Below are 23,647 nucleotides of genomic sequence, written 5' to 3' on the forward strand. Positions count from 1 at the left end.
GTTGCAATCTTTTGCTTCCAGCCGCTGTCAGGCTGAGCCTGTCGAAGACCGCAAAAGGATTTCCTCTGCAATCGGGGCTATGGAGGTGAAGAGTCAATTTTTATGAGTCAATGGTGAATTTTCACATTCACAGTATTAGCCTGCTAAGAAAAATGCACCATTCGCTATTTATATTCACTTTCAAAACCACCTCGTCAAAAATTTCTTTGAAACTTTCGCCACCTCTCCAGAGGAGGGGAATTATGAATAGCAATAAAGCCGTAGCAACTTGTCATGCTGAAAGCATCTCAAATCAAATATGAATTATCAGATTCTTATGCCAGATTAAAGTCAGGGTAAAAACTTCAGAATGACAAGCTCTACAATTTATAAAAATAAAGATTCTTCACTCCACTGCGTTTCATTCAGAATGACAACAATACTCACAAACTCTAAAACGCTCTAATACTATAACTCTAATACACTCAGACAAAACTAAACAACACATCATTCATGCTTTTCTTATCATAATCCTGAATGTTGTACCCTTTCCAACCTCTGTCTGGGCAATTTTAATATCGCCGTTGTGGTACTCCTGCACTACCCTTTTTGCCAGTGAAAGTCCCAGTCCCCAGCCCCTCTTTTTGGTAGAATAGCCTGGTTTAAAAGCATTGAGAGCCTGCTGCTTGGTCATGCCGCTTCCGGTATCCTGAACTTCCACCACGATATTTTTATTTCTCTCGATCACCGAAATGGAAAGCGATCCTTCTCCTTTCATGGCATCAACTGCATTTTTCACCAGATTTTCAATTACCCAGCTCATCAGAATCCTGTTGTGCGGAACGGAAATCATTTGGTTGGAAAGATGTAAGCCAAAATTAATTTTCCGGGAAATTCTTGTTTTTAAATAATCATAATTCTCCTGGATCGTTGCATTAAAATCAGTATCATTCAATTCCGGAACAGAGCCGATTTTGGAAAATCTTTCTGAAATGGTTTTTAAGCGGTCAATATCCTTTTCAATTTCATGAATGCCTTCAGATTCGGGGTCATCCAGCTTCATGATTTCCATCCATCCGATCATTGAGGACAAAGGAGTGCCAATCTGGTGAGCTGTTTCTTTTGCAAGTCCGGCCCAAAGATAACCTTCATCCGTTTTCTTAATAGTTCGGAAAAACCAGAATGAAAACAGGAAATAACACAGAATGAAAAAACCGAGGATGTACGGCGAATATCTAAGGTTATTCAGCAATGGAGAGTTGTCATAAAAAACGATCTGTTTATCTCCTTTTGTAATTTCAATTTCAATCGGACTATAGCTTTTAGCCATTTTCTTGGCTAAGGCAACAATTTGACCGGAATTATTTTCTACATCTTTCGGAAGGTTTTTGTATTCAATTACATTATCATTTTCATCTAAAATGATCACCGGAACGGTAGTATTTGAGCTGTAAATCTGTAAAAGCAATGCCTGAACTTCAAGATTCGGGTTAGCTACTTCCTGCTGAAATTTCAAGGCGCTCACCAAAATATCAACACGTTTAATTTCTTCCTTACGGAGAAAATTAATCAGGATGGTAGAGGCGATCACAATGGTGAGGACAACGATTGTCATCAGAACAAATATGATCCAGTTATTCAGCCTTGCAAATATTGATTTTCTCAAAGTAAATTATTTTAAAACACTCAGGATTTTCTGCAGCTCGGTGCTTCCGCTTCCCTGGTAATTGTTGATGATGATTGAAAACACATATTTTTTTCCGTCTTTGGAAGTATGAAAACCGGCAAAGGATTTGGTGTCTCTCATAGTTCCGCTTTTCATTTTCATGCCGTTGTCCTGAGTAGGGAAACCATCATAATATGATTCGAACCACGACTGTTTCTTTGCATACAGCAACGCCAGCACTTCAGCTTTAGCAGAAACATAATTTTGGGGTGAAAGACCGCTTCCGTCGGCAAAATTGATCATATTCGGATTGATGCCTTTCGACTTCCAGAATTCTTTTAAGAAAGCGACTCCGGTTTTAAAGCTTGGATTTCCTTTTTTTTCTTTTGCTAATGTCTTGATCAGTGTTTCACCATATAGATTAACACTTTTTCTCAGAAACCAGTATACAATCTTATCCAGTGTCGGAGATTCGTAGGTAAAGATCACCTTATCGTCGGATAATTGCAGAGGACTTTTACCTTCAATTTCCAGTTGGGAATTGGTCATCACTCTTCCTGAAAAATCAATTCCTGCATCCTTTAGCCATTGTTTGACTTCAACGCCCAGCTGTAAAGGCGGATTTGGCGTCGCGCCGGAAACCGTGACGGTTTTTGCAGGTAAAGTTCCGTTGATTAAAGCAACATTTGAATGTGGTGCCGTGAAGATGAGACTCTGATCTGAATTACCGCCAACCTTTACATCATTGAGCCAGCGTACACCTTCCAGCGGATACGAGAAACTTTTAAATTCATTACCGCTGATGTTGATATCAAACTGATTTTCGCGCCAGTTAACACCCCAGACTCCTGCTCCGTAATAATTGCCGAGATCATCCCACGGCCATCCTCCGGGAATGGTCTGATGATCAAAGTAAGAATCGCCGATAATAAGATCTCCTGAAATTTTATTGATTCCTGCTTTCTTAATCGCTTCTGTTAATTTCTTTTTAAAGTTTTCCGGTTTGTACGCATCATACCGCCAGCTTCCTAAAGTAGGATCACCGGTAGAATTTATTATTAAATTTCCCTTTAGAGTACCTGAAGAAATCGTCCCTGAATAGCCGGAATTGGTTTTGTACGTATAATTTTTACCTAAAACTTCCAAAGCTGCAGCCGCCGTGAATATCTTTTGTGTGGAAGCAGTGGAAAAACCTTTGTTTCCCTGATATTCGTACACTAAATTCCCGCTTTCATCTGAAACATAAAATGACAGGTTTGACGAGATGGCTGCCGGAGAATTCATTAGATTTTTGGTTGCACCATCCAGTTGCTGGGATATATTCTGGGCACAAATAATCTGGGTTGATAAAGCAAGGACTGCTAACGTTTTTTTCATTCTTTAAGTATTTTCAATCTGTGAAAAATAAAATAATAATTAATGATGCTTCGACAGGCTTAGCATGGCATCTTTATCATTCTTCCATTCAAATATAATTAAAAATAAAATTACAGTTCAGTTCCCGGCTCAATCTCGTAAGGCAGTTTATCTTTTTCAAAAATCCTCGTCAGCTCTGTTCCTTCCACAGTAATCCGGTCCCCTTTTCTTCGGATCCAGTTTCCTTCCCGAAGTCCGATTACTTTCAGGTCATTTTGTGTTAAAAATTCTTTAATTCTGGTTTCGCGGGTTTCACCATTATGCTTTAAGTCCGGATTCGGATCCAGGTAATGCGGATTTATGTTGAACGGCACCAACCCCATACAGTCGAAGCTCGGAGGATATACAATCGGCATATCATTGGTGGTCTTCATGTTTTGCCCGCCAATATTACTTCCGGCACTGCATCCAAGGTATGGTTTTCCGCTTTCGACATTACTTTTTAAGACCGCCATCAGATTTTCTTCGTGTAGGGTTTTAACCAGTAAAAAGGTATTTCCTCCTCCTGTAAAGTATCCTTTTGCGTTGTTCAATGCTGCTTTTTTATCCTCAAATTCGTGGAGACCTTTTACTTTTATATTGATCTTTTCAAAGAAAGAACGTGCTTTTTCAGTGTATTCATCATATGAAATCCCGCCTGGCCTTGCAAAAGGAATGAATATAATTTCGTCAATTTCCTGGTAAAGGGTGATTAATTCTTCTTTTAAATATTCCAGATATTCTCCGCCGAAAAGCGTGGATGTAGATGCTAATATGATATTCATCGGTATAAACGTCATTAAAATTATTACTGACAAATATAACGTATCTCCCCATGAATCTAAAATTTATATAAAAGTGATAAAGAAGCTGTTAATATTTTCAAAAAAAGCTTAAAGGTTCTAAATTATTGCGTTTTATGGAACTATTATTGAATTTTATTCTTTGCAATTGAAAAATATTAGAATTATGAAAATGACTAAAATGAATATCAGAAGCCTATTTTTAGGTCTAATGTTAGTAGGAGGAGTAAGTTTTGTGAGCGCACAAAATACACAGACCGATAGCGCAGCAACCGCTAATACCGCTGCAACAGCTACAGCCACTCAATCAGCAAATCCTGCTATTGATGCTTTAAAGAAACAGGTAGAAACTAATCCTAAAGATACAGAAGCATTGGCTAAACTGGCCGGAGCTTACCAAGAAGCTTCAGACTGGATGAACGCCATCGATACCTGGAAAAAAATATCCGTATTATTACCCGATTGGGCACCGTCATATTATAGTCAGGCCTATGCCTATCAAAACGCTAAAGATGATGCAAATGCCAAATTGGCTTACGAGAAATATATAGCGACTGTAAAACCTGAAGAGGTAGAGCAGAATAAGAAAAACCTGGCATATGCCTATTTTTATATTGCTTTCTCAGAGCAACAGTCTAATCCTGACAAGGCAAAAGAACATATTGCAAAATCATTGCAGTATGACCCGAGCAACCAGGATGCTGTAAAACTGAGCCAGGCATTGAATTCATAGATAACGTGAATTTATTTTCAAAAAGATCCGGAATTTCCGGATCTTTTTGTATATAGTTACCAGAAAGTTCGCTGCAGCTTGCAGGAAGATTTCAGGCATTCCAGAAAGTTTGCTGCACAGTGCAGGAGGTTTTCGAACGTTCCCGAAAGTTCATTGCAAGGGTGTAACGGCTTTTCGGATGTTCCCGAAAACTTGTTGCGAGGGTGCGACGGACTTTCGGATAATAATTGGTTAAGATTTGAATGAAATACTCAACCTGTTGCATTGATTAACGGTTTATTTTTATATACTCGCAGATTTTGCTTATTTAACAGATAATTAATATATGTTTTGGCTAAAGCCGTTGGCAGCGCATTTGATTCTGCCAGCGACAGGCGGACTAAAGTCCGCCTCTATTGATAAAGCTGTTCTAAAATTCTCGCAAAATACATTTTCGATTAAGCTCACCTCCTCAACCTCAACCTCAACCTTAACTCTTTCTCAAATTCAACTTACCTTCAATCTTACCCAATTAATATTTCCCACTCAAAAAGGAATGTTTATCTTTGTAATACATAAATCTGTAAAACATGAAATTTTTTATTGACACTGCTAATTTAGAGCAAATTAAAGAAGCCAAAGATCTTGGAATTCTTGATGGGGTAACTACCAATCCATCATTAATGGCGAAGGAAGGAATTCAGGGTGCTGAGGCGATCAAAAATCACTATAAGGCTATTTGCGAGATTGTAGACGGAGATATTTCTGCTGAGGTTCTTTCTACAACGTATGAGGAAATGATCAAAGAAGGAGATGAATTGGCAGCCATCCACCCGAATATTGTCGTGAAAATCCCAATGATCAAAGACGGAATCAAAGCATTAAAATATTTTTCAGATAAAGGAATCAGAACCAACTGTACGTTGATCTTCTCTCCAGGGCAGGCTCTTTTGGCAGCTAAGGCAGGTGCAACGTATGTTTCTCCTTTCTTAGGAAGACTTGATGATATCTCAACGGACGGATTAAACTTAATCCAGGAGATCAGACTGATCTTTGATAACTATATGTATGAAACTGAAATTTTAGCAGCTTCTATCCGTCATTCTATGCATATTATCGATTGTGCAAAGATTGGTGCTGATGTGATCACTTCACCGCTTCCTCCAATCTTGAGCCTTCTTAAGCATCCATTGACAGATAACGGATTGGCTCAGTTTATTGCAGATTCTCAGAAACTGGCTTAAGCTGACTTGCGTTTTTTAATATTATACTTTATCGGCGCGGAAACTTCGTTTCCGCGCCGATAAAGTTTTACTGATCAATATTCTTTACAACTTTACAGGGATTTCCGACTGCTACCACATTCTCCGGGATATCTTTTGTCACTACGCTTCCTGCTCCGACTACAGCATTATTTCCTATAGAAACTCCGGGAAGCACCACGACATTTCCACCGAACCAGACATTATCTCCGACTGTTATCGGGTGTGCTGTTTCCAGTCCTTCGTTTCGTTGTTTTACATCAACGGGATGATTTGCCGTATAAAACCCGCAGTTGGGACCAATAAATACATTATTTCCAAAAATCACTTTTGCACAGTCCAAAATGACGAGATTATGATTGGAATAGAAGTTTTCTCCTACTTCAATATTGTAACCATAGTCACACCAGAAGCTGGGTTCGATGCAGATATTCTGTCCTGTTTTTCCCAACATTTTCTTCAAAAGAGTTTCCCGCCCTGCAACATCTGAATTTTTAAGATGATTGTATTCATGGCAGAGATCTTTAGCAGAAATTCTTTCGTTGATCAGCTCCTGATCATGATTGGCATTGTATAAAAGTCCTTGCGCACATTTTTCTTTTTCTGTCATATTCCTATTGTGATTGGTTGATTTAATTTTAAAGATAACTAAAAGAAAGCAGGATGAAAAATACTTTCACCCTGTTTTTATTCAGATAATCTCAGATTAGGACCGTTTTAATATAGAGAATTATTGTTTAATAAGAATGTAATTGCGGTCTTTTTCATCCTTGCCTACCTTATAATTTCCTTTTAGCTTTAAAATCCAGCCATCACCTTCGATTGTAGAACCATTGATTTTTTCAGGAATATCAATTGATATTCTGCCCCAGTCAGGAGAAATCAAAGCAGCTTTATTTACTTCCAGAATACCCCAGTTATCAGTGATCCGGACGTTCGGATAGACAGTTCCTTTATCTTCGAGCGAAAGTATATTTCTGGGATCAAAGGAAATATTCATCTTTTCAAAAATGATTTCGAAATGAGGTTTTTCAATGAATCTCGCCTTATACTCTGCTATTTTAGCCTGTATTTTTTCATCTCTTGATTTTTCCTGGGCGATAATCGAAAGTCCATCATATTCTTCAATTACCTTGTCAGGAATAGATTTTATATCATCAGGTATTTTGATATTCAGTTTTCCGATAAAGAAATCCGTTAAATTTGTTTTAGCTGATATCTCTCGGTTCCAGTTTTTATCTTTCAAGCTTACGAAATATCCGTATATCGGCGTTGTAACATAAGCAAAAGACCTTACGTAAGTAGGATTTTCAATAAACGTTTCCAGATTACTGATAAAATGCAGCTTTGCCTGTTCTTTTGTTCTGCCACTCATTGCAAAGCCCGTATATTCTGCAATGCCTTCATTGAGCTCAAGCTGATTTTCAATATCGTCTGATCCCGGAAAAAGTACATTTCTATGTTTTCTGAACATTAATGCATTGCTTAAATGCTTTTTCTGTTCATTTGCTGTAGCCGCAAAAATTGCTTTTTTGAGCGCTTGCAGCTCCAGCCGAAGAAATATCCTTCCTTCTTTCTGATCAAGATGTTTGCTTTCCTTATTGTTTTGAGCAAAACCTAATGATGCCTGCGCCGTATGAAAAAGCTCATGAACGGAAAGATTAACCCTTTCATATTTGTCATCAGGAAGAGGAAGCATGATCATTGCCCAAACTTTGCCTCCCCATTGAACCGAAGTATTAGCAATATTAATATCATCAGGAAGCTTGCCCTGGTAAATATCATGATTAGGATTTAAAGCATTATTCAGATCGGGATTATTACTGTACAACTGCCGTGTAGCAGGATCAACAAGAAGAATATTACCGTATAAATCTTTGTTCCAGACCCCAAAGCCCTGTTCGGTAGCCTTTTTAATTTCTTTAAAATAACGGGAAATATAAGCCGGATCAACAGGTTGCTTTTCCTGCCCCCAAAAAGGCATACAGCAGATGCAGCACAAAAGTAGGGTAAAATATTTCTTTAACATACTTTCATTTTATATATGATTTTACTATACCTCACCGCCTCCTATTTTACTAAATCCGGTTCGATAGGATTATTATTTTTTGCTAAAGATTCCTTTGTTCTTTTTTCCATTTCCCTGAATACCTGATTGGGATCTGAGATTTCTTTACCATCCTGTGTTTTCACCTTAAAAGTCACTTTAGAGTTATCGGTGTTTCCCATCATCATTTCCCTCATGTTTTTGGTAGGATCATTCACATAGGCTTTCCATGCTTTTCTGAACTGATCTTCCGTGACTTCAAGTTCTTTTCCGCCCATTCCGAAAACCCTTATGTTTTGCGGCAGCTCCAGCTCTTTTTCTTCTGTAGATTCCGGCAATGTTTTGTTACCTACCAAAGTCATAATGTGGGAACCTGTAGTATCTTCAATCTTTACGATCAGTCCCGGCAATCCGTAGAATTTATACGGACCGTCCTGAAACGGAATATCGGTTGAAAACCAGGCAATCCATTCTCTTCCGCCAAAATTGGTGGTTGCCTTTTGGGCATTGTATTCTCCAATTTTCTGTTTTTCAGGAAGTATTTTCCATTCAGGCTTCTGATCTTCTTTTATTTTATATCTGTCGGAAGAGATATTTCGGAAGAGATAGGTCGTAAAATCCGGATATGTTTTGGTTACTTTAAAAGAAACCATACCCGGTTTTTCTTTTCTGCTTACATTGATACTTCCGGAAAATGACTTGATCTGTTTATTCATCTCGGCAAGGTTGGTAGAATCTGATACGTACTTGTCTCGGCTGTAGTAGTTTGAACCGTTTTTATTAATGTCGAGATACATCATTTCATTTTTCACATCAGTTTTATCATTGGAATCCGGAATAAATTTATATTCATAGAAAAACCGGTTGACCTGTGCGTTGGCAGAAATCGTAAAGAATATAAAGAGTAAAAAAATATTTTTCATAGCTTACATTTAGTTTTAAAAAAAAAGCTCTGTCAAAATTTAGATATTTAACAGAGCTGATGGAACTTTTTATCGTTTTGTTTCGATCCTTATTTCTCCTGTGGTTTTTCCTCCGTCTACTGTTTTCTTATTCACATTCATACTTTTGATGTATTGTGGATCCAATGCAAGCATATCTTTTTTTGTAGACAGTTTCCCATCAATATAAACCACCATATCTTCTGCTCCATTCACATTTTTAACCCCGGAAGCAATAATTGATTTACCATTACTGCTGATGGTGATGTTATCAGCATTTATTCGGAATTTATTACCTTCCCCAGGGAAATTTTTAAAAGTGTTTCCGTAAGAATAAGAAAATGCTCTTCTTCCTCCGTCTAGCGCTCTTCTTTCGGCTTCGAGCTTTGCCCTTTCACCTTCAAGCTTGGCTCTTTTTTCTTCCAGGCGCGCTCTTTCTTTTTCCAGCTTCGCCCTTTTTTTAGCTGTTGCAGCAGATTCTTTAACATTCTGCTCTGCCAGCCTGAAAGATCTTTCCATTTCTGGAGACCATTTCATATCTCCGACAGTCTTGAACGCATAGACTTTTACATCCGGAGCATTTGGCGGTGGCGGCGGAGCATCAGGGAAGTCAAAATTGAAATCCGACATTTCAAGAATTTTTGGTTCTCCTTTAGTAATAATTTCCCAATCGACCTCTCTCTTTAATTTATCAATTCTAGAATCCTTCCCTAATCTCTGCATCATTTCATTATCATTGATTTTCACAGCTTCAGCAGCCAATGCAGCAATTTCTTTAACTCTGGTCTGAAATTCTTCACTTTCAGGTTTAAGCTTTTCTAACCCTTTACTCTTTTCAGCAATATTTTTATTTAAGGCAGAGATTCTTTTTTGAGTTTCTTTTAAATCTCGTGGAGGGACTACATTATCATTTTTTAAATTTGGAGCAATCGTATCTTTCTTAATAATCGCCTTATCTTCTTTTTTGATTTGGGAAACAGCTTTCTCAATCTCTAAATTGGTAGCCTTAATTTCCTGGTTTTTGGCGTTAACCAAATAAGCAAAAGCTACTGAAAATACAACCGGTAATGCAAAAATTCTACGCGCATACCCGAATTTGGTTTTAGGTTTTTGTAACATTTTTAATCGTTTTTTTAAATTGGAACTTAAAAACGGACTGGTGGCAGGCAACTGATTTCCGGAAAAGTGGCTTGCTAAAAGCATCTGCGCAAATGCTTTGGTGTCCGATTGTTTTACGGCCTTTTTATCAGCCAGGTATTCGTGAATTAAACTGATTTCTTTTTTAATGATATGAAAAAAAGGATTGAACCAGAAAACAGAAGTAATGATCTCAATAAAAATTTTATCGAAGGAATGTTTCTGCTCAATATGTACCATTTCATGCTTCAAAATCTGCTTTCCAATGTCTGAATTCAAGGTGATGGAATTCTTCCAGAAAAGGTTTTTAAAGTAAGAAAACGGTGCTTCTGTAAGATTGGTTCGGTAAAAATTGATACCGTCGAAGCTTTCTCTCTGAAACTGTCTTTTAAGCTGCTGGATCCTGAAAATCCCGTAGATAAATCTTCCTAAAAAATAGAAAGAAACCAGTCCCAGAGCTGAAAGAATAATTCTAAAATAAGGGTAATCATGCGTTGAGTTTTTATTGTTAAAATTCTGTACCGTATCTATTAATTTATAGATGTCATTGCTTACTTCAATGGTAAAATCTTCAATTTTTATCAAAGGGAGCAGCAACGATATCAGCATCGCAGACAAAAGATAAAATCTGTTGTAGTGATGAAATGTCTTGTCTTTTAAAGACAATTTATAATACAAAAACATTACACCGGAACACAAAATAACTTTTCCGAAGTATAGAAGTACAGTTTCCATAGGTATTAGTTTTTCTTTTTAAGTTCGTTCAGAAGCATTTCAAGGTCTTCTACCGTCATTTCATTTTTTTCCACCAGGAATGAAACTGCACTTTTATATGAACCTTTGAAATAATTTTTCACCAGACTTTTCATTGTCTTCCCGGAATACTGCTCCTTAGAAACCAAAGGAAAATATTCATGCTGTCTTCCGTAAACATTGTAATCTACAAACTCCTTTTCCTTCAATACTTTCAAAATGGTTGACACCGTATTGGTATGAGGTTTTGGTTCAGGAAATAAATCAAGGACATCTTTCAGAAATCCTTTTTCCAGCTTCCATAGATATTGCATCACTTGCTCCTCTGCTTTTGTTAATGTCTGAATCTTCATATTTTTCATTTATCATTAGTAGTGATATGTATTCACGATTAATATCACTAAGAAATTAGTTATACAAATGTAGAAATAAAAACGAACCAAACAACTATTTTTTTAGTGATAAAACGAACATCAATATAATCATCTGAAAATCAAGCTAATAATTTTTATTAAAATTTGTTAAATTTTTAAACTATAAAGTTATTCCCTATTTAATTCGGGAAAGAAAGTAAAATTCTTTCTGAAATTCTTAAATTGAATGGACAAAACATTGCTATCACCATCACCATGAAAAAAGATCTAGAAAAGGAAAAACAACTTGCAGCAAAAGAAGCCGTAAAATATGTAAGTGACAATAAAATTATAGGTCTCGGAACCGGTTCAACCATATATTATGCTATTAAAGAAATTGCAGAACTTGTGAAAAACGGGTTCCAGATCCAGGCTGTTCCAACATCAGATAAAACAGAGGAATTAGCTATTTCCCTGGGAATTTCCATTATTGACATTAATACTATCGATACAATTGATATAACAATTGATGGCGCAGATGAATTTACTAAAGATTTAACATTAATCAAAGGTGGCGGCGGTGCCTTGCTTCGGGAAAAAATTGTTGCATCGATGACAAAAGAAGAAATAATTATTGCCGATTCATCAAAATACGTGGAAAAACTTGGCAAATTCAAGCTGCCGATTGAAGTAATTCCTTTTGCATCAAAATATGTTCATTCAAAAATTCGCGATTTACAAGGAGAAGGGAATATTCGGTTTATTCAAAATCGGCCATTTTTAACTGATGAAGGCAACTATATCATTGATGTAGATTTTGGTTTCATTACCAATCCTCCGGAATTGTCGCATGCGCTCAATGAAATTGAAGGTGTTGTGGGACATGGCTTATTTATCGATCTTGCCCAAAAAGTGATTATGGCAAATAATGATGAAATCATTGTATTTGAAAAATAATTTAATCCACCTGTTATATACCTTTCAAAAAATGTATAAAACCATCATTTTTGCAACAATGAACAATTAATATTAAAGATTTGTTAAAATTTATTAAATAAAATTAAAATGAATTTGTCTTAACTCAGAAAATATATTTATTTTAGTGCTTTAAAAATTTCTCATGAAAAGATATAATTTGTTAATTGTACTATTACTACTTATTTTTAACGTGACAACCGCTCAGAAAAAAGGCTCTCCCGCAGCGGATTTCAGTGCAATAGGTGAAGCTAAAACCAAAATTGAAAATACCGTTCCCCTAGTTATTAAAAATTTAAAAGAGATCAGTGAAAAAGAAAATGATCCTAATATTCTTTCCAACGGAACCACCGCATTATCGAAAGAATATGGGAAAGTGGAACTTGAATGGCGTCTCTACAGAGGTAATATGAACAACTGTATCCTGAACAACTCTTCCAAAAAAGCAAAAAAATGCATGGAATATCATAATTCTATGTTCAGAGGTACGCTTATCAACTACAACAATTATATCACAAACCTTACCAGAAAAAATGGATATCTTGGAGTAGAAGGCGATACAAAATTTGATTTTAACCCTTCTGAAATTACTACAAAGCTGAATGAATCCTACTTTAACGGAAACGATGCCGCAAACAGAATGAAAGGAATGCAGAAAAAAGAGTTTTTAGGCCAGACAATGGCTGATGATAATGCACTTAAGCCTTTTAATCAATTGGTACAGTAAAATACTCACACAACCACTTATATCAATCCCGCTTTTCCAGGCGGGATTTTTTATATTCTACTCCTAATTTTATGGCATAATAATTATAGTATCAGTAATTAAAATAAAAAGATGAGCACATTAAAAAAAGGAGATATGGTAAAATGGCAATTCAGCAATGGAGAAACCCACGGAATTATTACCAAAGTACATACGAAAGATTTTGTATTTATGAACAGACAGAGAAGAGCCTCCGAAGAAAATCCACAATATGAAGTTATGAGCGAAAAAACAGGAAAATCGGCTGTACATAAAGCATCAGCCTTAAAGAAAATGTAAAGGCCGCAAATTTGCAGCCTTTACATCTATTTGTTATTTTATTTTATCATAAATAAATTTGGTGACAATTGCGCCAAAAAGATAATAGGCAACCGTCATTATTTTTTTCTGATTATTCTCAGCAACCGGCGTGTCATCGAGTCCAAGTTTTTCAGGAAGTGCGACAGCTCCAAGCCCCATTAGGATTCCTGATGCCATATTAAAACCGGTAGTTGCCGTTGCAGCGTAATACATTCCGTTTCCAATGACATCTCCCGCCAATGTTGCAGCATACAGCTGATCATGATTGGTAACTTTCGCATCTACCTTATCCAGTGCTTTGTTTAAAGCTTCTTCTCCCACTTTATTAATTTCGGGAACATTATCGAAATTCTTTCTGATAACTTCATGCAGAAGGCTTAGTGCCACGGCGCCGCCCAAACCTGCGATAATCTTTTTGTACATAATATTGTAATTTAAAGGTGTTATTAGTCTATCTGCACAAATTAAGCCATTTGAGTAAGGTTGAGGTTTAGGCTAAGATTCTCATTACCTATTATTCATATACAATAAAAAAGAGTATTGCCTTTTGACAATACTCTCTGTAGTAGCGGGAACCGGACTCGAACCGATGACCTTCGGGTTATGAGCCCGACGAGCTACCTACTGCTCCATCCCGCGGTGTATTTTTTAAAACGCCACCACAGCGTTCTTAGTAGCGGGGACACGACTCGAACGTGCGACCTTCGGGTTATGAGCCCGACGAGCTACCTACTGCTCCACCCCGCAATGTATTTTTTGTAACGTCACCGCCGACGTTAAACTTAGTAGCGGGAACCGGACTCGAACCGATGACCTTCGGGTTATGAGCCCGACGAGCTACCTACTGCTCCATCCCGCGATATTGGATTGCAAATATACGACATTTTTTTGAAAATCCTAATTTTTCTTTTAAATAAAGGACTTTTACGAAAACTATTGTAATATTTGTATCTTTGAATATGGCAAAAATATTAAAAATATATCCCGAAAACCCTCAGGAAAATCTTATCAATGAGGTTATTAAAACATTAAACAATGGCGGATTAATTATTTATCCTTCCGATACGGTGTATGCATTAGGCTGTAATATTTTTGATGTTAAAGCAATGGAAAAGCTCGCACAGCTTAAAAAAATAAAGCTTGAAAAATCACAGTTCTCCATTATTTGTAATGATCTTAGCCATTTGTCAGACTTCACCAGACCTATTGATACTTCTGTGTTCAGGTTCCTTAAAAGTCATCTTCCCGGACCATTTACCTTCATTCTGGATGCCAATAAAAGTTTGCCCCTGGCTTATAAAGGACATAAAACAATTGGTATCCGTGTTCCTGATCATCCGATTCCGCAGCTGATTGTTGAAAAACTAGGTCACCCGATTGCATCAACTTCCATTAAAGATGATGACGAAATCATTGAATATTCTACCGATCCTGAATTAATCGCAGAAAAATATGATCACCTTGTGGACATTGTCATTGATTCCGGATATGGAGATAATGTCGCTTCCACCATCGTCGATCTTACTTCAGGCGAACCGGAAGTGATCCGTCAGGGAAAAGGGATAATTTAAGAATATTTATCTAAGTTTAAACATTCGATACACTATTTACTGATATTTACTTATCTGTATTTTAACATTATGAAAATACTTACCTCGCCTGCTAAATTAATGAATACCGAAAATACCACGGATCTGCTGAAAACAACAGCTCCGAAGTTCATTGATGAAGCAGCTCTCATACAATCTTATTTAAAAGAAAAATCGCCCAAATATCTTTCTGAGCTTATGGAAATTTCAACCAAATTAGCAGATGAAAACTGGGAAAGAAACCAAAAGTGGAAAGCAAAACCTTCAGCAAAGGAATCTGCGCCGGCATTATTTGCTTTTACAGGTGAAGTCTACAGAGGCCTTGATGCAAAAACGCTTGACAAAAACGCAGTAGATTATCTGCAGAAAAATCACAGGATCCTTTCGGGATTGTACGGATTGCTGAAACCTTCTGATAAAGTGATGCTTTATCGTCTGGAGATGGGACGTCCGTTCGAATTTGAGCACTATAAAAATCTCTATGAATTCTGGAAAGAAAAGGTTACGGAACAACTGAATACTGAGCTCAAAAAGAATGAAATTCTTCTTAATCTTGCAAGTAACGAATATTTTAAAGTTGTTGACCGTAAAAAACTTAATCACCCTGTCATAGACTTTGATTTTTATGAACTTAAAGACGGAAAGCCTAAAACAATTGTGGTTTATACGAAGCACGCCAGAGGTTTAGTCGTAAGGTTCTGCGCCGAAACCAATGCCAAAACACTGAATGATGTGAAAGCTTTTAATTATGAAGGCTACAGAATCGATGAAGATAAATCAACCGACACCAAACTGGTTTTTACAAGATAAATGACGATTTCTGAATATAAAAAGTATTTTAAAACAGAACTTTCCGGGCTTTACAACGACTCTGAAAGTGCTTTCTTAAGCGCTGTCTTTGTTGAAAAAATTGTAGGATTTAATTCATTTTACCAGCGGAGATTTTCTGATCAGTCTTTATTGCATGATGATGAAAAAAAACTTTTTGATATCATCCTTGAATTAAAAAAGAACAGGCCTTATCAGCATATTCTGGGTGAAACAGAATTTTACGGAATGACTTTTTTCGTAAATGAAAACGTATTGATCCCCCGACCGGAAACGGAAGAACTGCTGGAATTGGCCATAAAAGAAATAAAACAGCATTTTGTCATTCTGAATATAAACCGAAGGTTTACGAACGAAGTTCACAAGCGTAATGAAGAATCTTTAGAAGCAATTTCTGTTGAAATAACTAAAAAGACATTAAAAATCCTGGACATCGGAACCGGAAGCGGAATCATTCCTCTTGTTTTAAAAAAACATTTTCCGGATGCTGAAGTTTCTTCAATAGATTATTCTGAAAAAGCATTAGAAGTAGCGAAAAAGAATGCTGATTTTCATCAGTTACCTATTAATTTTATTCATGGTGATTACCTGAATTTTGAGTTAAAAGAACAGTATGATGTCATTATTTCCAATCCACCCTACATTGGAATTGATGAACAGGATGAAATTGAAGAGCCAGTAAAAGGTTTTGAGCCGACAATGGCACTCTTCTCTCCCACTTCAGATGCGCTGATTTTCTATCGTAAAATTGCTGCAGATAGTCAAAAACATTTATCAGACAATGGATTATTGTTCCTTGAAATCAATCAGAAATTAGGACCAGAAACTTTGGAATTGTATTCTAAAGATTTATCTGAAGCTCAATTAATAAAGGATTTATCGGGTAATGACAGGTTTATTTTCGGAAAAATGTAAGCAATACAGGAAAGCAGGTTTGTGTTGACAGTGTAGAAGTGGCGGTGAATAAGCTTTTAGATTAAATCTCATATTAAAATATTTTATCAGACTTTGCGTTATACATGAAAAAACTAAACCGTGTATCTGCATGAAAAAAACATTTTGCTTTATAGGAATCTTATTGATTTCGTTAACATCAGCCCAGGAATTTACCACTTTTAAAAATGGACTAATTTATAATGAAAAGACAATGGATAAACTTGGGAAAATTGTTGATTCTTTACATCTGAAATATAAAACCTGTGATCTTACAAAAGTTTTTTATTCAAAGAAACAGGTAAAAGGATGTATTATCAATCTTAACTCAGGAAATATTGCCCAGGCAAAAAAAGATATGGACAACAATATTTCCTTGGAAAACTTCATCCTAAAATACCCTGCTGCTTTAGTAAGAAAAGACATTCTTATTACAAAAACGAAGACAAAAGATTATAATAAAAAAGATATTATAAGGTATGATGAATTATCCCTAAATGATGACTATGATTTTTATCTGGAAAAAAATTATAAGAAAGCTTCCGTAGAAAAATCTGAAAAAGGAACATGGGTGTATGACTATCAGCCGAAAACCTCCTATTCGGAAGAATATATTAAAGCATTTTATTTTCCCGAAAATTTTAAAAGTATTCCTCTAGATCAGAAATATTCAAAACAAATTGTTTACTCTGATTGTCTCATTGACCTCTCAACAACAAAATTTAAAGAAAATGCTAAAAGCGAAAGATTTAATGCTACTATTTCCCTTCCTGAAAATTGGCAGAGTCTTCCAAAAAATGAAAAAGAAAAACTTCTAGATGAGATGAGATCATCGGAGGCCGTTGGATCATGCAGTAATGATTTTAGTCCAAGGATTCAGGGTGTGAACATGGCGCTTTTATCTGCTGAAACCGCCCATTGGGAGATCTTTTTAAAGTCTCACCTTGATATTATGAATGACCGTTTTGAAAGGGTATCTGATGCAAGCTATGCTTGGAAAGACCGAAAGACATATATCAAAGAGCTGGAAGAACTTGATATAAATGTCCCTGACCTTTTGCTGGGAATTTACTTCAGAATAGATAATCCAGAGAAGAACCATTATTATGGCAATATTGGAAGATTAGGACGGGCCATCTCAGAATCTAAAGATAATAAGTTGTTTCTTGCACAAATCCTTTCAATGGTAGAAGATGAAAAGCTGGATGATTACAACAGAGTTTTAGCCTATTTTCTATATATAAACTGTAATTATTACACTAAAAGTAAAACAGAGAAAAAATTTAACAATGCCAAGATTATTAATGCCGTAAAAACACTTCCTAAATATCTGGCAGACAATATCAAAGTAGAAACAATATAAGCAAAAAAACCAATGAAACAATTCATTGGTTTTTAATTATCATTTAATTGAATTTTATCCTATCCTCTTCCTCACGAATATTTCGTAAGCCAGGTAAATCAGCGGTAATGCCATAATTCCAAGATAAACAGAATTGGATATGGCAGCTTGCGGCTGAGTAGCAACCGCGTATACCAATCCGAAAAAAGCACCTCCCAAATGGGCAGCGTGTCCGATATTATCGTGCTGATTCGGGTTCAGCATCATATAAACAGAATAACTGAAATAAATAAGTCCGAATATAAATCCCGGAATGCCTACCGGAATAAAAAACATATAAATTTCAAGATGAGGAATCATTGCAATAGAAGCAAATAGAATCCCGGAAACCCCACCGCTGGCACCGATTGCAGAATACCACGGCTGTCTCTGATACACAAAAAGAGAAAATATATTCCCAAGTAAGATAGATCCGAAATAAATCAAAATAAATCCAAAACTACCGAAACCCTGGATCACGACCGGCCCAAAAAAATAAAGGGTCAGCATGTTGAACACCAAGTGGAAAATATCTGCATGCAGAAATCCGGAAGAAAGCAGACGAATGTATTCGTTTCTGTTGCGGATTGCTCCTACATTAAACTTATATTTTTCAAAATTGCTGCTGCCATTCGGTGCTATGAAGCTTATAATGGCGGTAATTGCTATAACGAGTATTAAAATATTCATACTTTACTAACTTTAATGATCAGAATTGTTTTCACTCTGAAACAGATCACCAATCATGCCATCTTCATCTGCACCTGTTGTTGGTTCCGGATCTTCGTATACTTCATCCTCTTCTTCTTCTTCAGGTTCCGGAATGGTGATATTGATTGTTTTTACTTTAAACTTGGTAAACTGATTTCCGATTGCTTTAATTCCTTTTACAGCAATAAATTCATCGATATTGACCGTTTCCGGATCTCTTTCTTTGCCTTTATCTTTAGCGAAAATAATTTCAGCAGTAGCGCCGTTTGAAACAATAACATTTTCAATGAATGACTTAGGATGTTCCGAAGGCATAAAGGTTTGCAGATTCGGAGTATTCTCAAATAAGAATCTCTTAATGAAATAAATATCCTTTTCACCATCAAAATAAATGCAAGTTACCGGCTGATTCGGACGCCATTTTTCCAGCACCAGATATTCATCATCAAAACGGTTTCCTAGATCAAATGAAACGAGCTTAGCCTCACCGTTGGTATTGATAGTCAATATTTTATCATCTCCTTTAAAGCTTCCCAGCAACGTTCCTCTTCCATCAGCATTTAATCTTCGTACCGTGTCATCAAACCAGATTTTTCTCGGCGCAAGAGTAGAAACACCTTCTTCTTTCAGGTCAACTTTCTTTATTGAATATTTAGTTACCAGATTTCCCTTGGAATCCCGTCCTTTAATGCCCAGCTCAGAAAAATCAACATCCATTTTATTCTTTCTGATCCTTGGATTCGGCTTTAAAAGAACGCTTACCGTTTCCGCTTCACCATTAGGATTTGCTGAAAAATAAAGTACTTCCGAACCTTTTTTATCTGAAGCTAAAGGGTAATCCGTATTTCTTGTAACACCTGTCACAGAGAATCGCTTCATATAATAAGCCCCGTCCCGTCCTTCACGGTAAATCATATTGTAAACCGTTCTTTTATCATTTTTCTTCCATATGGCAACGTGCAGAATATCTTTTCCGATAAATGTTTTTGCTTCTACCTTTACCACCTTCATGCTTCCGTCTTTCCTGAATGTAATAATATCGTCAATATCCGAGCAATCGAATAAATACTGATCTTTCTTGAGAGAAGTTCCGATGAAACCTTCTTCAAAGTTGGCATAGAATTTTTCATTGGCCACCGCTACTTTGGTTGCATCAATCGTATCGAAAATTCTTAATTCCGTTCTTCTCTGGCGGTCTTTTCCGTATTTTTTCTGAATATTCAGATAATAATCGATGGCATACTGAACAAGATTTTCCAAATGATGTTTTACCTGCTCGATCTTACCTTCAAGAGCGGCAATATTTTCTTTAAATTTATCTAAATCGAATCTTGAAATTCTCTTGATCCTGATCTCCGTTAATTTTAAAATATCTTCTTCGGTAACGGCTCTTAAAAGATGTCCGGTATGAGGTTTTAATCCTTTATCAATTGTTTTCAAAACATCTTCCCAGGTTTTTACCTCTTCAATGTCGTGGTAAATTCTGTTCTCTATAAAAATTCTTTCCAATGAAGAGAAATGCCAGCTTTCCTGTAATTCATGAAGTTCGATTTCGAGCTCTTTTTTAAGTAACGAAACCGTGTGATCGGTATTCATCCTTAAAATATCGGAAACATTCATGAACATCGGTTTGTCTCCGACAATAACACACGCATTCGGAGAGATCGTCACCTGACAGTCCGTAAATGCGTACAAAGCATCGATGGTTTTGTCCGGAGAGACATCATTGTGAAGATGAATTAAGATCTCAACTTTATCTGATGTATTATCTTCAATTTTTTTAATCTTGATCTTTCCTTTCTCATTGGCTTTTAAAATAGAATCAATAAGATCGCTCGTGGTCTTGGAATACGGAAGTTCTGTAATGATCAGCGTATGTTTATCCAGCGGTGAAATTTTAGCTCTCGCCCTTACCTTTCCGCCTCTTTGCCCATCATTATATTCAGAGACATCCAGATAGCCTGCCGTAAGAAAATCCGGGAACAGCTCAAACTTTTTCCCTTTCAAGTATGCTACGGAAGCACTGATCAATTCATTAAAATTGTGAGGAAGAATTTTTGTGGAAAGACCAACGCCGATACCTTCTACACCCTGGGCGAGAAGTAACGGAAACTTTACAGGAAGATCAATGGGTTCATTATTTCTCCCGTCGTAGGACTTCGCCCACTCTGTTGTTTTAGGATTAAAAACGACCTCAAGCGCAAAGGGTGTCAGCCGTGCTTCGATATATCTTGCCGCAGCCGCAGAGTCACCGGTATAGATATTCCCCCAGTTTCCCTGAGTGTCGATCAGCAGTTCTCTCTGGCCAATTCCCACCATGGCATCGGTAATCGAGGCATCACCGTGAGGGTGATATTTCATCGTATTTCCTACGATATTGGCTACTTTGTTGTAACGTCCGTCTTCCAGCTCACGCATCGAGTGCATGATTCTTCGCTGAACAGGTTTAAAACCATCATACACCGACGGAATTGCCCGGTCTAAAATTACATAAGAAGCATAATCCAGAAACCAGTCTTTATACAGACCGGAAACTTTTTTTAAGCTCTCACCTTCATGCGGATGTTCTTCTGTCATTATTTATATATTAGCTCTTTTCTCTTTATTTATTTTGATCACCTTATGTAAGGAAAATCTTAAATCGGTGATCTCTTTTTTGGTAAGATATGAAATTTCATATTTCAATAAAGTACTGCCATTATTTTTACTGGAGATCGTAATGTAAAGTCTTTTCATAAAAAACATATTAATAATCTCAAATTTCAGCAGCTTGTATTTTGGGAATTCATCATTCAACGGTTTCTGCAAAAAGGGGATAACATTTCTGTTTCTGAAATGCAGGGCCTCACCATCGCTATCATACTCAAAAATCTGTCTTCCGTTGAGGTAAAACAAAAATATGGTTAGAATTGGTATTGCGATAAGCAGAAAGCTCTTTTTTCCTAAAATATTAAATCTGTATTCCTCTAAAAAATAAGCTCCGATACCCGCTGCCAGGAACATAAGCAGCAACGTATTGATAAAGCTGTATACCGAAGTTTTGTTACGGTTACTTAATCTCATATCTGTCGTTTGTGTTTTTTTTAAATCTTAATTATTTTTTTTTCATCATGCTTTTTATGCCAAAACTTCCTTCTTGTCAATATCAGGATCTTCCACGACAAGATTTTCAAGGATAAAGACCTGTCGGTCGGGCGTATTTTTACCCATGTAAAATTCCAGCAACTGATCGATTGTCTGGTCTTTCCCGACAACCACCGGTTCCAGGCGGATATCTTTACCGATAAAATGCTTGAATTCATCCGGGGAGATCTCTCCTAATCCTTTGAATCGTGTGATCTCAGGGTTTTTTCCAAGTTCATTCAAAGCTTTTACCCGTTCCGCTTCAGAATAGCAGTATCTGGTTTCTTTCTTATTTCTTACCCTGAACAAAGGGGTCTGAAGAATATACAAGTGCCCGTTTTTAATAAGATCAGGGAAAAACTGTAAAAAGAATGTGATCATCAGCAGGCGGATGTGCATTCCGTCGACATCGGCATCGGTGGCGATAATCACCTGATTATACCTGAGATCTTCCAGGCTTTCTTCAATATTCAGTGCAGCCTGCAACAAGTTGAATTCTTCATTTTCATACACGACCTTTTTCGTTAGGCCGTAGCAGTTCAAAGGTTTACCTTTTAACGAAAATACAGCCTGTGTCTCTACATCCCTTGATTTGGTAATAGATCCTGATGCAGAATCTCCCTCCGTGATAAAGATCTGGGTTTCGCCCTTTCTTTCATTTTTCTGATCGTTGTAGTGCTGCCTGCAATCCCGAAGCTTTTTATTGTGAAGGGAAACTTTTTTAGCCCGTTCTCTGGCCAGCTTCTGAATTCCGGAAAGCTCTTTTCTTTCTCTTTCGGAAATTAAAATTTTTCTTTGAATAGCCTCTGCTACTTCAGGATTTTTATGTAAAAAGTTATCGAGTTTACTCTTCAGGAAATCGATCACAAAAGTTCTCACCGTTGGTCCGTTTGGCCCGATATCATTGGATCCTAGCTTTGTTTTGGTCTGGGACTCGAAAACCGGTTCTTCCACGTTAATGGAAATGGCTGCAACAATAGATTTTCTAACGTCTGATGCATCAAAATTTTTATTGAAGAATTCACGAATCGTTTTCACATACGCCTCACGGAAGGCGTTAAGGTGTGTTCCTCCCTGCGTGGTATTCTGTCCGTTAACAAAAGAAAAATACGTCTCCGTCTGGGATTTATCGGTATGGGTGATGGCCACCTCAATATCATTATCCTTCAAGTGAACGATTGGATACAGGGTTTCATTCTCCAGCTCTTCTTCAAGCAAGTCTTTTAATCCGTTTTCGGAATAAAAAGTTTCGCCGTTGAAAAATATTTTAAGCCCGGGATTAAGGTATGCATAGTTCCGGAGCATTCTTTCGATGTATTCTTTCCTGAATTTAAAATTCAGGAAAATATCGCCGTCCGGAATAAAAGAGATCTCGGTTCCGTTCCGGTCTGAAGTATCTTTTTCATCATAATTTTCGGTGATCATTCCTTTGGAGAACTCAGCCATTTTTAGCCTCCCGTCCCGGAATGAGCGGACGCGGAAATATTCGGAAAGTGCATTTACCGCTTTTGTACCTACCCCATTCAGACCAACGGATTTTTTGAAAGCTTTGCTGTCGTACTTACCTCCGGTATTCATTTTAGAAACAGCGTCCACCACTTTTCCGAGCGGAATACCCCGTCCGAAATCACGGATGGTAACCTTACCGTCGTCTAGTTTTATTTCAATTCTTTTACCGGCCTTCATCCTGAACTCATCGATGGAGTTGTCCAGGATTTCTTTCAGTAAAATGTATATCCCATCATCGGCAGAAGAACCGTCTCCCAGCTTCCCGATGTACATCCCGGGGCGCAAACGGATGTGTTCCTGCCAATCGAGGGTTCTGATATTATCTTCGGAATAGATTGGATTTATTTCTTGTGACATATGTTATTTCAGCAAACATACAAAAATACGAAAATGATAAAAAATATCCCAAGGTTTTACATTATTTTTCACGAATATTTTGTTGAAAATCCACGGTTTTCAGAACTAAAGACAAGTAAACTCAGGT

The 23,647-nt window shown here is 36.9% G+C and carries 22 protein-coding genes and 3 tRNA genes; 9 read left to right on the top strand and 16 right to left on the bottom strand.

Annotation, left to right across the window (positions count from 1 at the left end; translation table 11 throughout):
- Nucleotides 1-490: 490 nt before the first annotated feature.
- The 3 genes from AC3WV0_RS04825 to pepE all read right to left on the bottom strand — a co-directional run bounded on the left by AC3WV0_RS04825 (nucleotide 491) and on the right by pepE (nucleotide 3,825).
- The gene (locus tag AC3WV0_RS04825; RefSeq protein WP_488844457.1) at nucleotides 491-1,645 is read right to left on the bottom strand and encodes a sensor histidine kinase; all 1,155 of its coding nucleotides are present in this window, start codon (nucleotides 1,643-1,645) and stop codon (nucleotides 491-493) included.
- A gap of 6 nt (nucleotides 1,646-1,651) precedes the next feature.
- Nucleotides 1,652-3,022: a D-alanyl-D-alanine carboxypeptidase/D-alanyl-D-alanine endopeptidase gene (gene dacB / locus AC3WV0_RS04830; RefSeq protein ID WP_488844458.1), complete on the bottom strand. Its 1,371-nt coding sequence runs from the start codon at nucleotides 3,020-3,022 to the stop codon at nucleotides 1,652-1,654.
- 110 nt (nucleotides 3,023-3,132) lie between these two features.
- A complete protein-coding gene (gene pepE, locus AC3WV0_RS04835) occupies nucleotides 3,133-3,825 on the bottom strand; it encodes a dipeptidase PepE (protein ID WP_488844460.1) in 693 nt (230 codons plus the stop codon).
- A 184-nt stretch (nucleotides 3,826-4,009) separates the two neighbouring features.
- On the opposite strand from pepE, the gene AC3WV0_RS04840 reads away from it, so the two are divergent.
- Together AC3WV0_RS04840 and fsa are read left to right on the top strand one after the other, a co-directional pair.
- On the top strand, nucleotides 4,010-4,576 hold the full coding sequence (locus tag AC3WV0_RS04840) for a tetratricopeptide repeat protein (protein ID WP_488844462.1): 567 nt from the start codon (nucleotides 4,010-4,012) through the stop codon (nucleotides 4,574-4,576).
- A 569-nt stretch (nucleotides 4,577-5,145) separates the two neighbouring features.
- The gene (gene fsa, locus AC3WV0_RS04845) at nucleotides 5,146-5,799 is read left to right on the top strand and encodes a fructose-6-phosphate aldolase (RefSeq protein WP_090000984.1); all 654 of its coding nucleotides are present in this window, start codon (nucleotides 5,146-5,148) and stop codon (nucleotides 5,797-5,799) included.
- A 67-nt stretch (nucleotides 5,800-5,866) separates the two neighbouring features.
- On the opposite strand, the gene AC3WV0_RS04850 is transcribed toward fsa, so the two are convergent.
- The 5 genes from AC3WV0_RS04850 to AC3WV0_RS04870 form a co-directional block, all read right to left on the bottom strand.
- The gene (locus AC3WV0_RS04850; protein WP_488844464.1) at nucleotides 5,867-6,427 is read right to left on the bottom strand and encodes a sugar O-acetyltransferase; all 561 of its coding nucleotides are present in this window, start codon (nucleotides 6,425-6,427) and stop codon (nucleotides 5,867-5,869) included.
- A gap of 120 nt (nucleotides 6,428-6,547) precedes the next feature.
- Nucleotides 6,548-7,846, bottom strand: a complete 1,299-nt coding sequence (locus AC3WV0_RS04855; protein ID WP_488844466.1) for a hypothetical protein — start codon at nucleotides 7,844-7,846, stop codon at nucleotides 6,548-6,550.
- A 41-nt stretch (nucleotides 7,847-7,887) separates the two neighbouring features.
- A complete protein-coding gene (locus AC3WV0_RS04860) occupies nucleotides 7,888-8,787 on the bottom strand; it encodes a GLPGLI family protein (protein WP_488844468.1) in 900 nt (299 codons plus the stop codon).
- A gap of 69 nt (nucleotides 8,788-8,856) precedes the next feature.
- Complete coding sequence (locus tag AC3WV0_RS04865) at nucleotides 8,857-10,677, bottom strand: M56 family metallopeptidase (protein WP_488844469.1); 1,821 nt, start codon at nucleotides 10,675-10,677, stop codon at nucleotides 8,857-8,859.
- A 5-nt stretch (nucleotides 10,678-10,682) separates the two neighbouring features.
- Entirely contained in the window at nucleotides 10,683-11,048 is a 366-nt protein-coding gene (locus AC3WV0_RS04870) for a BlaI/MecI/CopY family transcriptional regulator (RefSeq protein WP_090000988.1), read from the bottom strand.
- A gap of 276 nt (nucleotides 11,049-11,324) precedes the next feature.
- On the opposite strand from AC3WV0_RS04870, the gene rpiA reads away from it, so the two are divergent.
- The 3 genes from rpiA (at nucleotide 11,325) to AC3WV0_RS04885 (ending at nucleotide 13,068) form a co-directional block, all read left to right on the top strand.
- Nucleotides 11,325-12,005 carry a ribose-5-phosphate isomerase RpiA gene (gene rpiA / locus AC3WV0_RS04875; RefSeq protein ID WP_488844471.1) on the top strand — a complete coding sequence of 227 codons (681 nt, stop codon included), beginning with the start codon at nucleotides 11,325-11,327 and terminating at the stop codon, nucleotides 12,003-12,005.
- Between the two features lie 163 nt (nucleotides 12,006-12,168).
- Nucleotides 12,169-12,750, top strand: coding sequence for a hypothetical protein (locus AC3WV0_RS04880; protein ID WP_090000990.1), 582 nt, complete (start codon nucleotides 12,169-12,171; stop codon nucleotides 12,748-12,750).
- A 111-nt stretch (nucleotides 12,751-12,861) separates the two neighbouring features.
- Nucleotides 12,862-13,068, top strand: a complete 207-nt coding sequence (locus tag AC3WV0_RS04885) for a hypervirulence associated TUDOR domain-containing protein (RefSeq protein WP_090000991.1) — start codon at nucleotides 12,862-12,864, stop codon at nucleotides 13,066-13,068.
- Nucleotides 13,069-13,101: 33 nt separating this feature from the next.
- Here AC3WV0_RS04885 and AC3WV0_RS04890 read toward each other — a convergent pair whose 3' ends face one another.
- The 4 genes from AC3WV0_RS04890 to AC3WV0_RS04905 form a co-directional block, all read right to left on the bottom strand.
- Complete coding sequence (locus AC3WV0_RS04890) at nucleotides 13,102-13,512, bottom strand: hypothetical protein (RefSeq protein ID WP_488844474.1); 411 nt, start codon at nucleotides 13,510-13,512, stop codon at nucleotides 13,102-13,104.
- A gap of 143 nt (nucleotides 13,513-13,655) precedes the next feature.
- A tRNA-Met gene (locus AC3WV0_RS04895) sits at nucleotides 13,656-13,728 on the bottom strand.
- Nucleotides 13,729-13,763: 35 nt separating this feature from the next.
- Nucleotides 13,764-13,836, bottom strand: a tRNA-Met gene (locus AC3WV0_RS04900).
- Between the two features lie 39 nt (nucleotides 13,837-13,875).
- Nucleotides 13,876-13,948, bottom strand: a tRNA-Met gene (locus tag AC3WV0_RS04905).
- A 100-nt stretch (nucleotides 13,949-14,048) separates the two neighbouring features.
- Here AC3WV0_RS04905 and AC3WV0_RS04910 point away from each other — a divergent pair.
- The 4 genes from AC3WV0_RS04910 to AC3WV0_RS04925 all read left to right on the top strand — a co-directional run bounded on the left by AC3WV0_RS04910 (nucleotide 14,049) and on the right by AC3WV0_RS04925 (nucleotide 17,802).
- Nucleotides 14,049-14,660 carry an L-threonylcarbamoyladenylate synthase gene (locus AC3WV0_RS04910; RefSeq protein ID WP_488844476.1) on the top strand — a complete coding sequence of 204 codons (612 nt, stop codon included), beginning with the start codon at nucleotides 14,049-14,051 and terminating at the stop codon, nucleotides 14,658-14,660.
- Between the two features lie 69 nt (nucleotides 14,661-14,729).
- On the top strand, nucleotides 14,730-15,488 hold the full coding sequence (gene yaaA, locus AC3WV0_RS04915; RefSeq protein ID WP_488844478.1) for a peroxide stress protein YaaA: 759 nt from the start codon (nucleotides 14,730-14,732) through the stop codon (nucleotides 15,486-15,488).
- Complete coding sequence (locus tag AC3WV0_RS04920; RefSeq protein ID WP_488844480.1) at nucleotides 15,489-16,421, top strand: N5-glutamine methyltransferase family protein; 933 nt, start codon at nucleotides 15,489-15,491, stop codon at nucleotides 16,419-16,421. It abuts the gene before it with no gap.
- Nucleotides 16,422-16,551: 130 nt separating this feature from the next.
- The gene (locus AC3WV0_RS04925) at nucleotides 16,552-17,802 is read left to right on the top strand and encodes a hypothetical protein (RefSeq protein WP_488844482.1); all 1,251 of its coding nucleotides are present in this window, start codon (nucleotides 16,552-16,554) and stop codon (nucleotides 17,800-17,802) included.
- 54 nt (nucleotides 17,803-17,856) lie between these two features.
- Here the strand turns inward: AC3WV0_RS04925 and AC3WV0_RS04930 are convergent, their stop codons facing one another.
- Genes AC3WV0_RS04930 through AC3WV0_RS04945 form a run of 4 tightly spaced genes read right to left on the bottom strand, consistent with a single transcriptional unit; the run spans nucleotide 17,857 to nucleotide 23,520 of the window.
- The gene (locus AC3WV0_RS04930) at nucleotides 17,857-18,510 is read right to left on the bottom strand and encodes a rhomboid family intramembrane serine protease (RefSeq protein ID WP_488844484.1); all 654 of its coding nucleotides are present in this window, start codon (nucleotides 18,508-18,510) and stop codon (nucleotides 17,857-17,859) included.
- A gap of 12 nt (nucleotides 18,511-18,522) precedes the next feature.
- Nucleotides 18,523-21,108, bottom strand: coding sequence for a DNA gyrase/topoisomerase IV subunit A (locus AC3WV0_RS04935; protein ID WP_488844486.1), 2,586 nt, complete (start codon nucleotides 21,106-21,108; stop codon nucleotides 18,523-18,525).
- A gap of 3 nt (nucleotides 21,109-21,111) precedes the next feature.
- On the bottom strand, nucleotides 21,112-21,594 hold the full coding sequence (locus tag AC3WV0_RS04940; RefSeq protein ID WP_312902671.1) for a hypothetical protein: 483 nt from the start codon (nucleotides 21,592-21,594) through the stop codon (nucleotides 21,112-21,114).
- Nucleotides 21,595-21,648: 54 nt separating this feature from the next.
- Nucleotides 21,649-23,520, bottom strand: coding sequence for a DNA topoisomerase IV subunit B (locus AC3WV0_RS04945; protein WP_090000999.1), 1,872 nt, complete (start codon nucleotides 23,518-23,520; stop codon nucleotides 21,649-21,651).
- Nucleotides 23,521-23,647 lie beyond the last annotated feature (127 nt).

It is taken from the genome of Chryseobacterium sp. 27AL, from assembly GCF_057815395.1.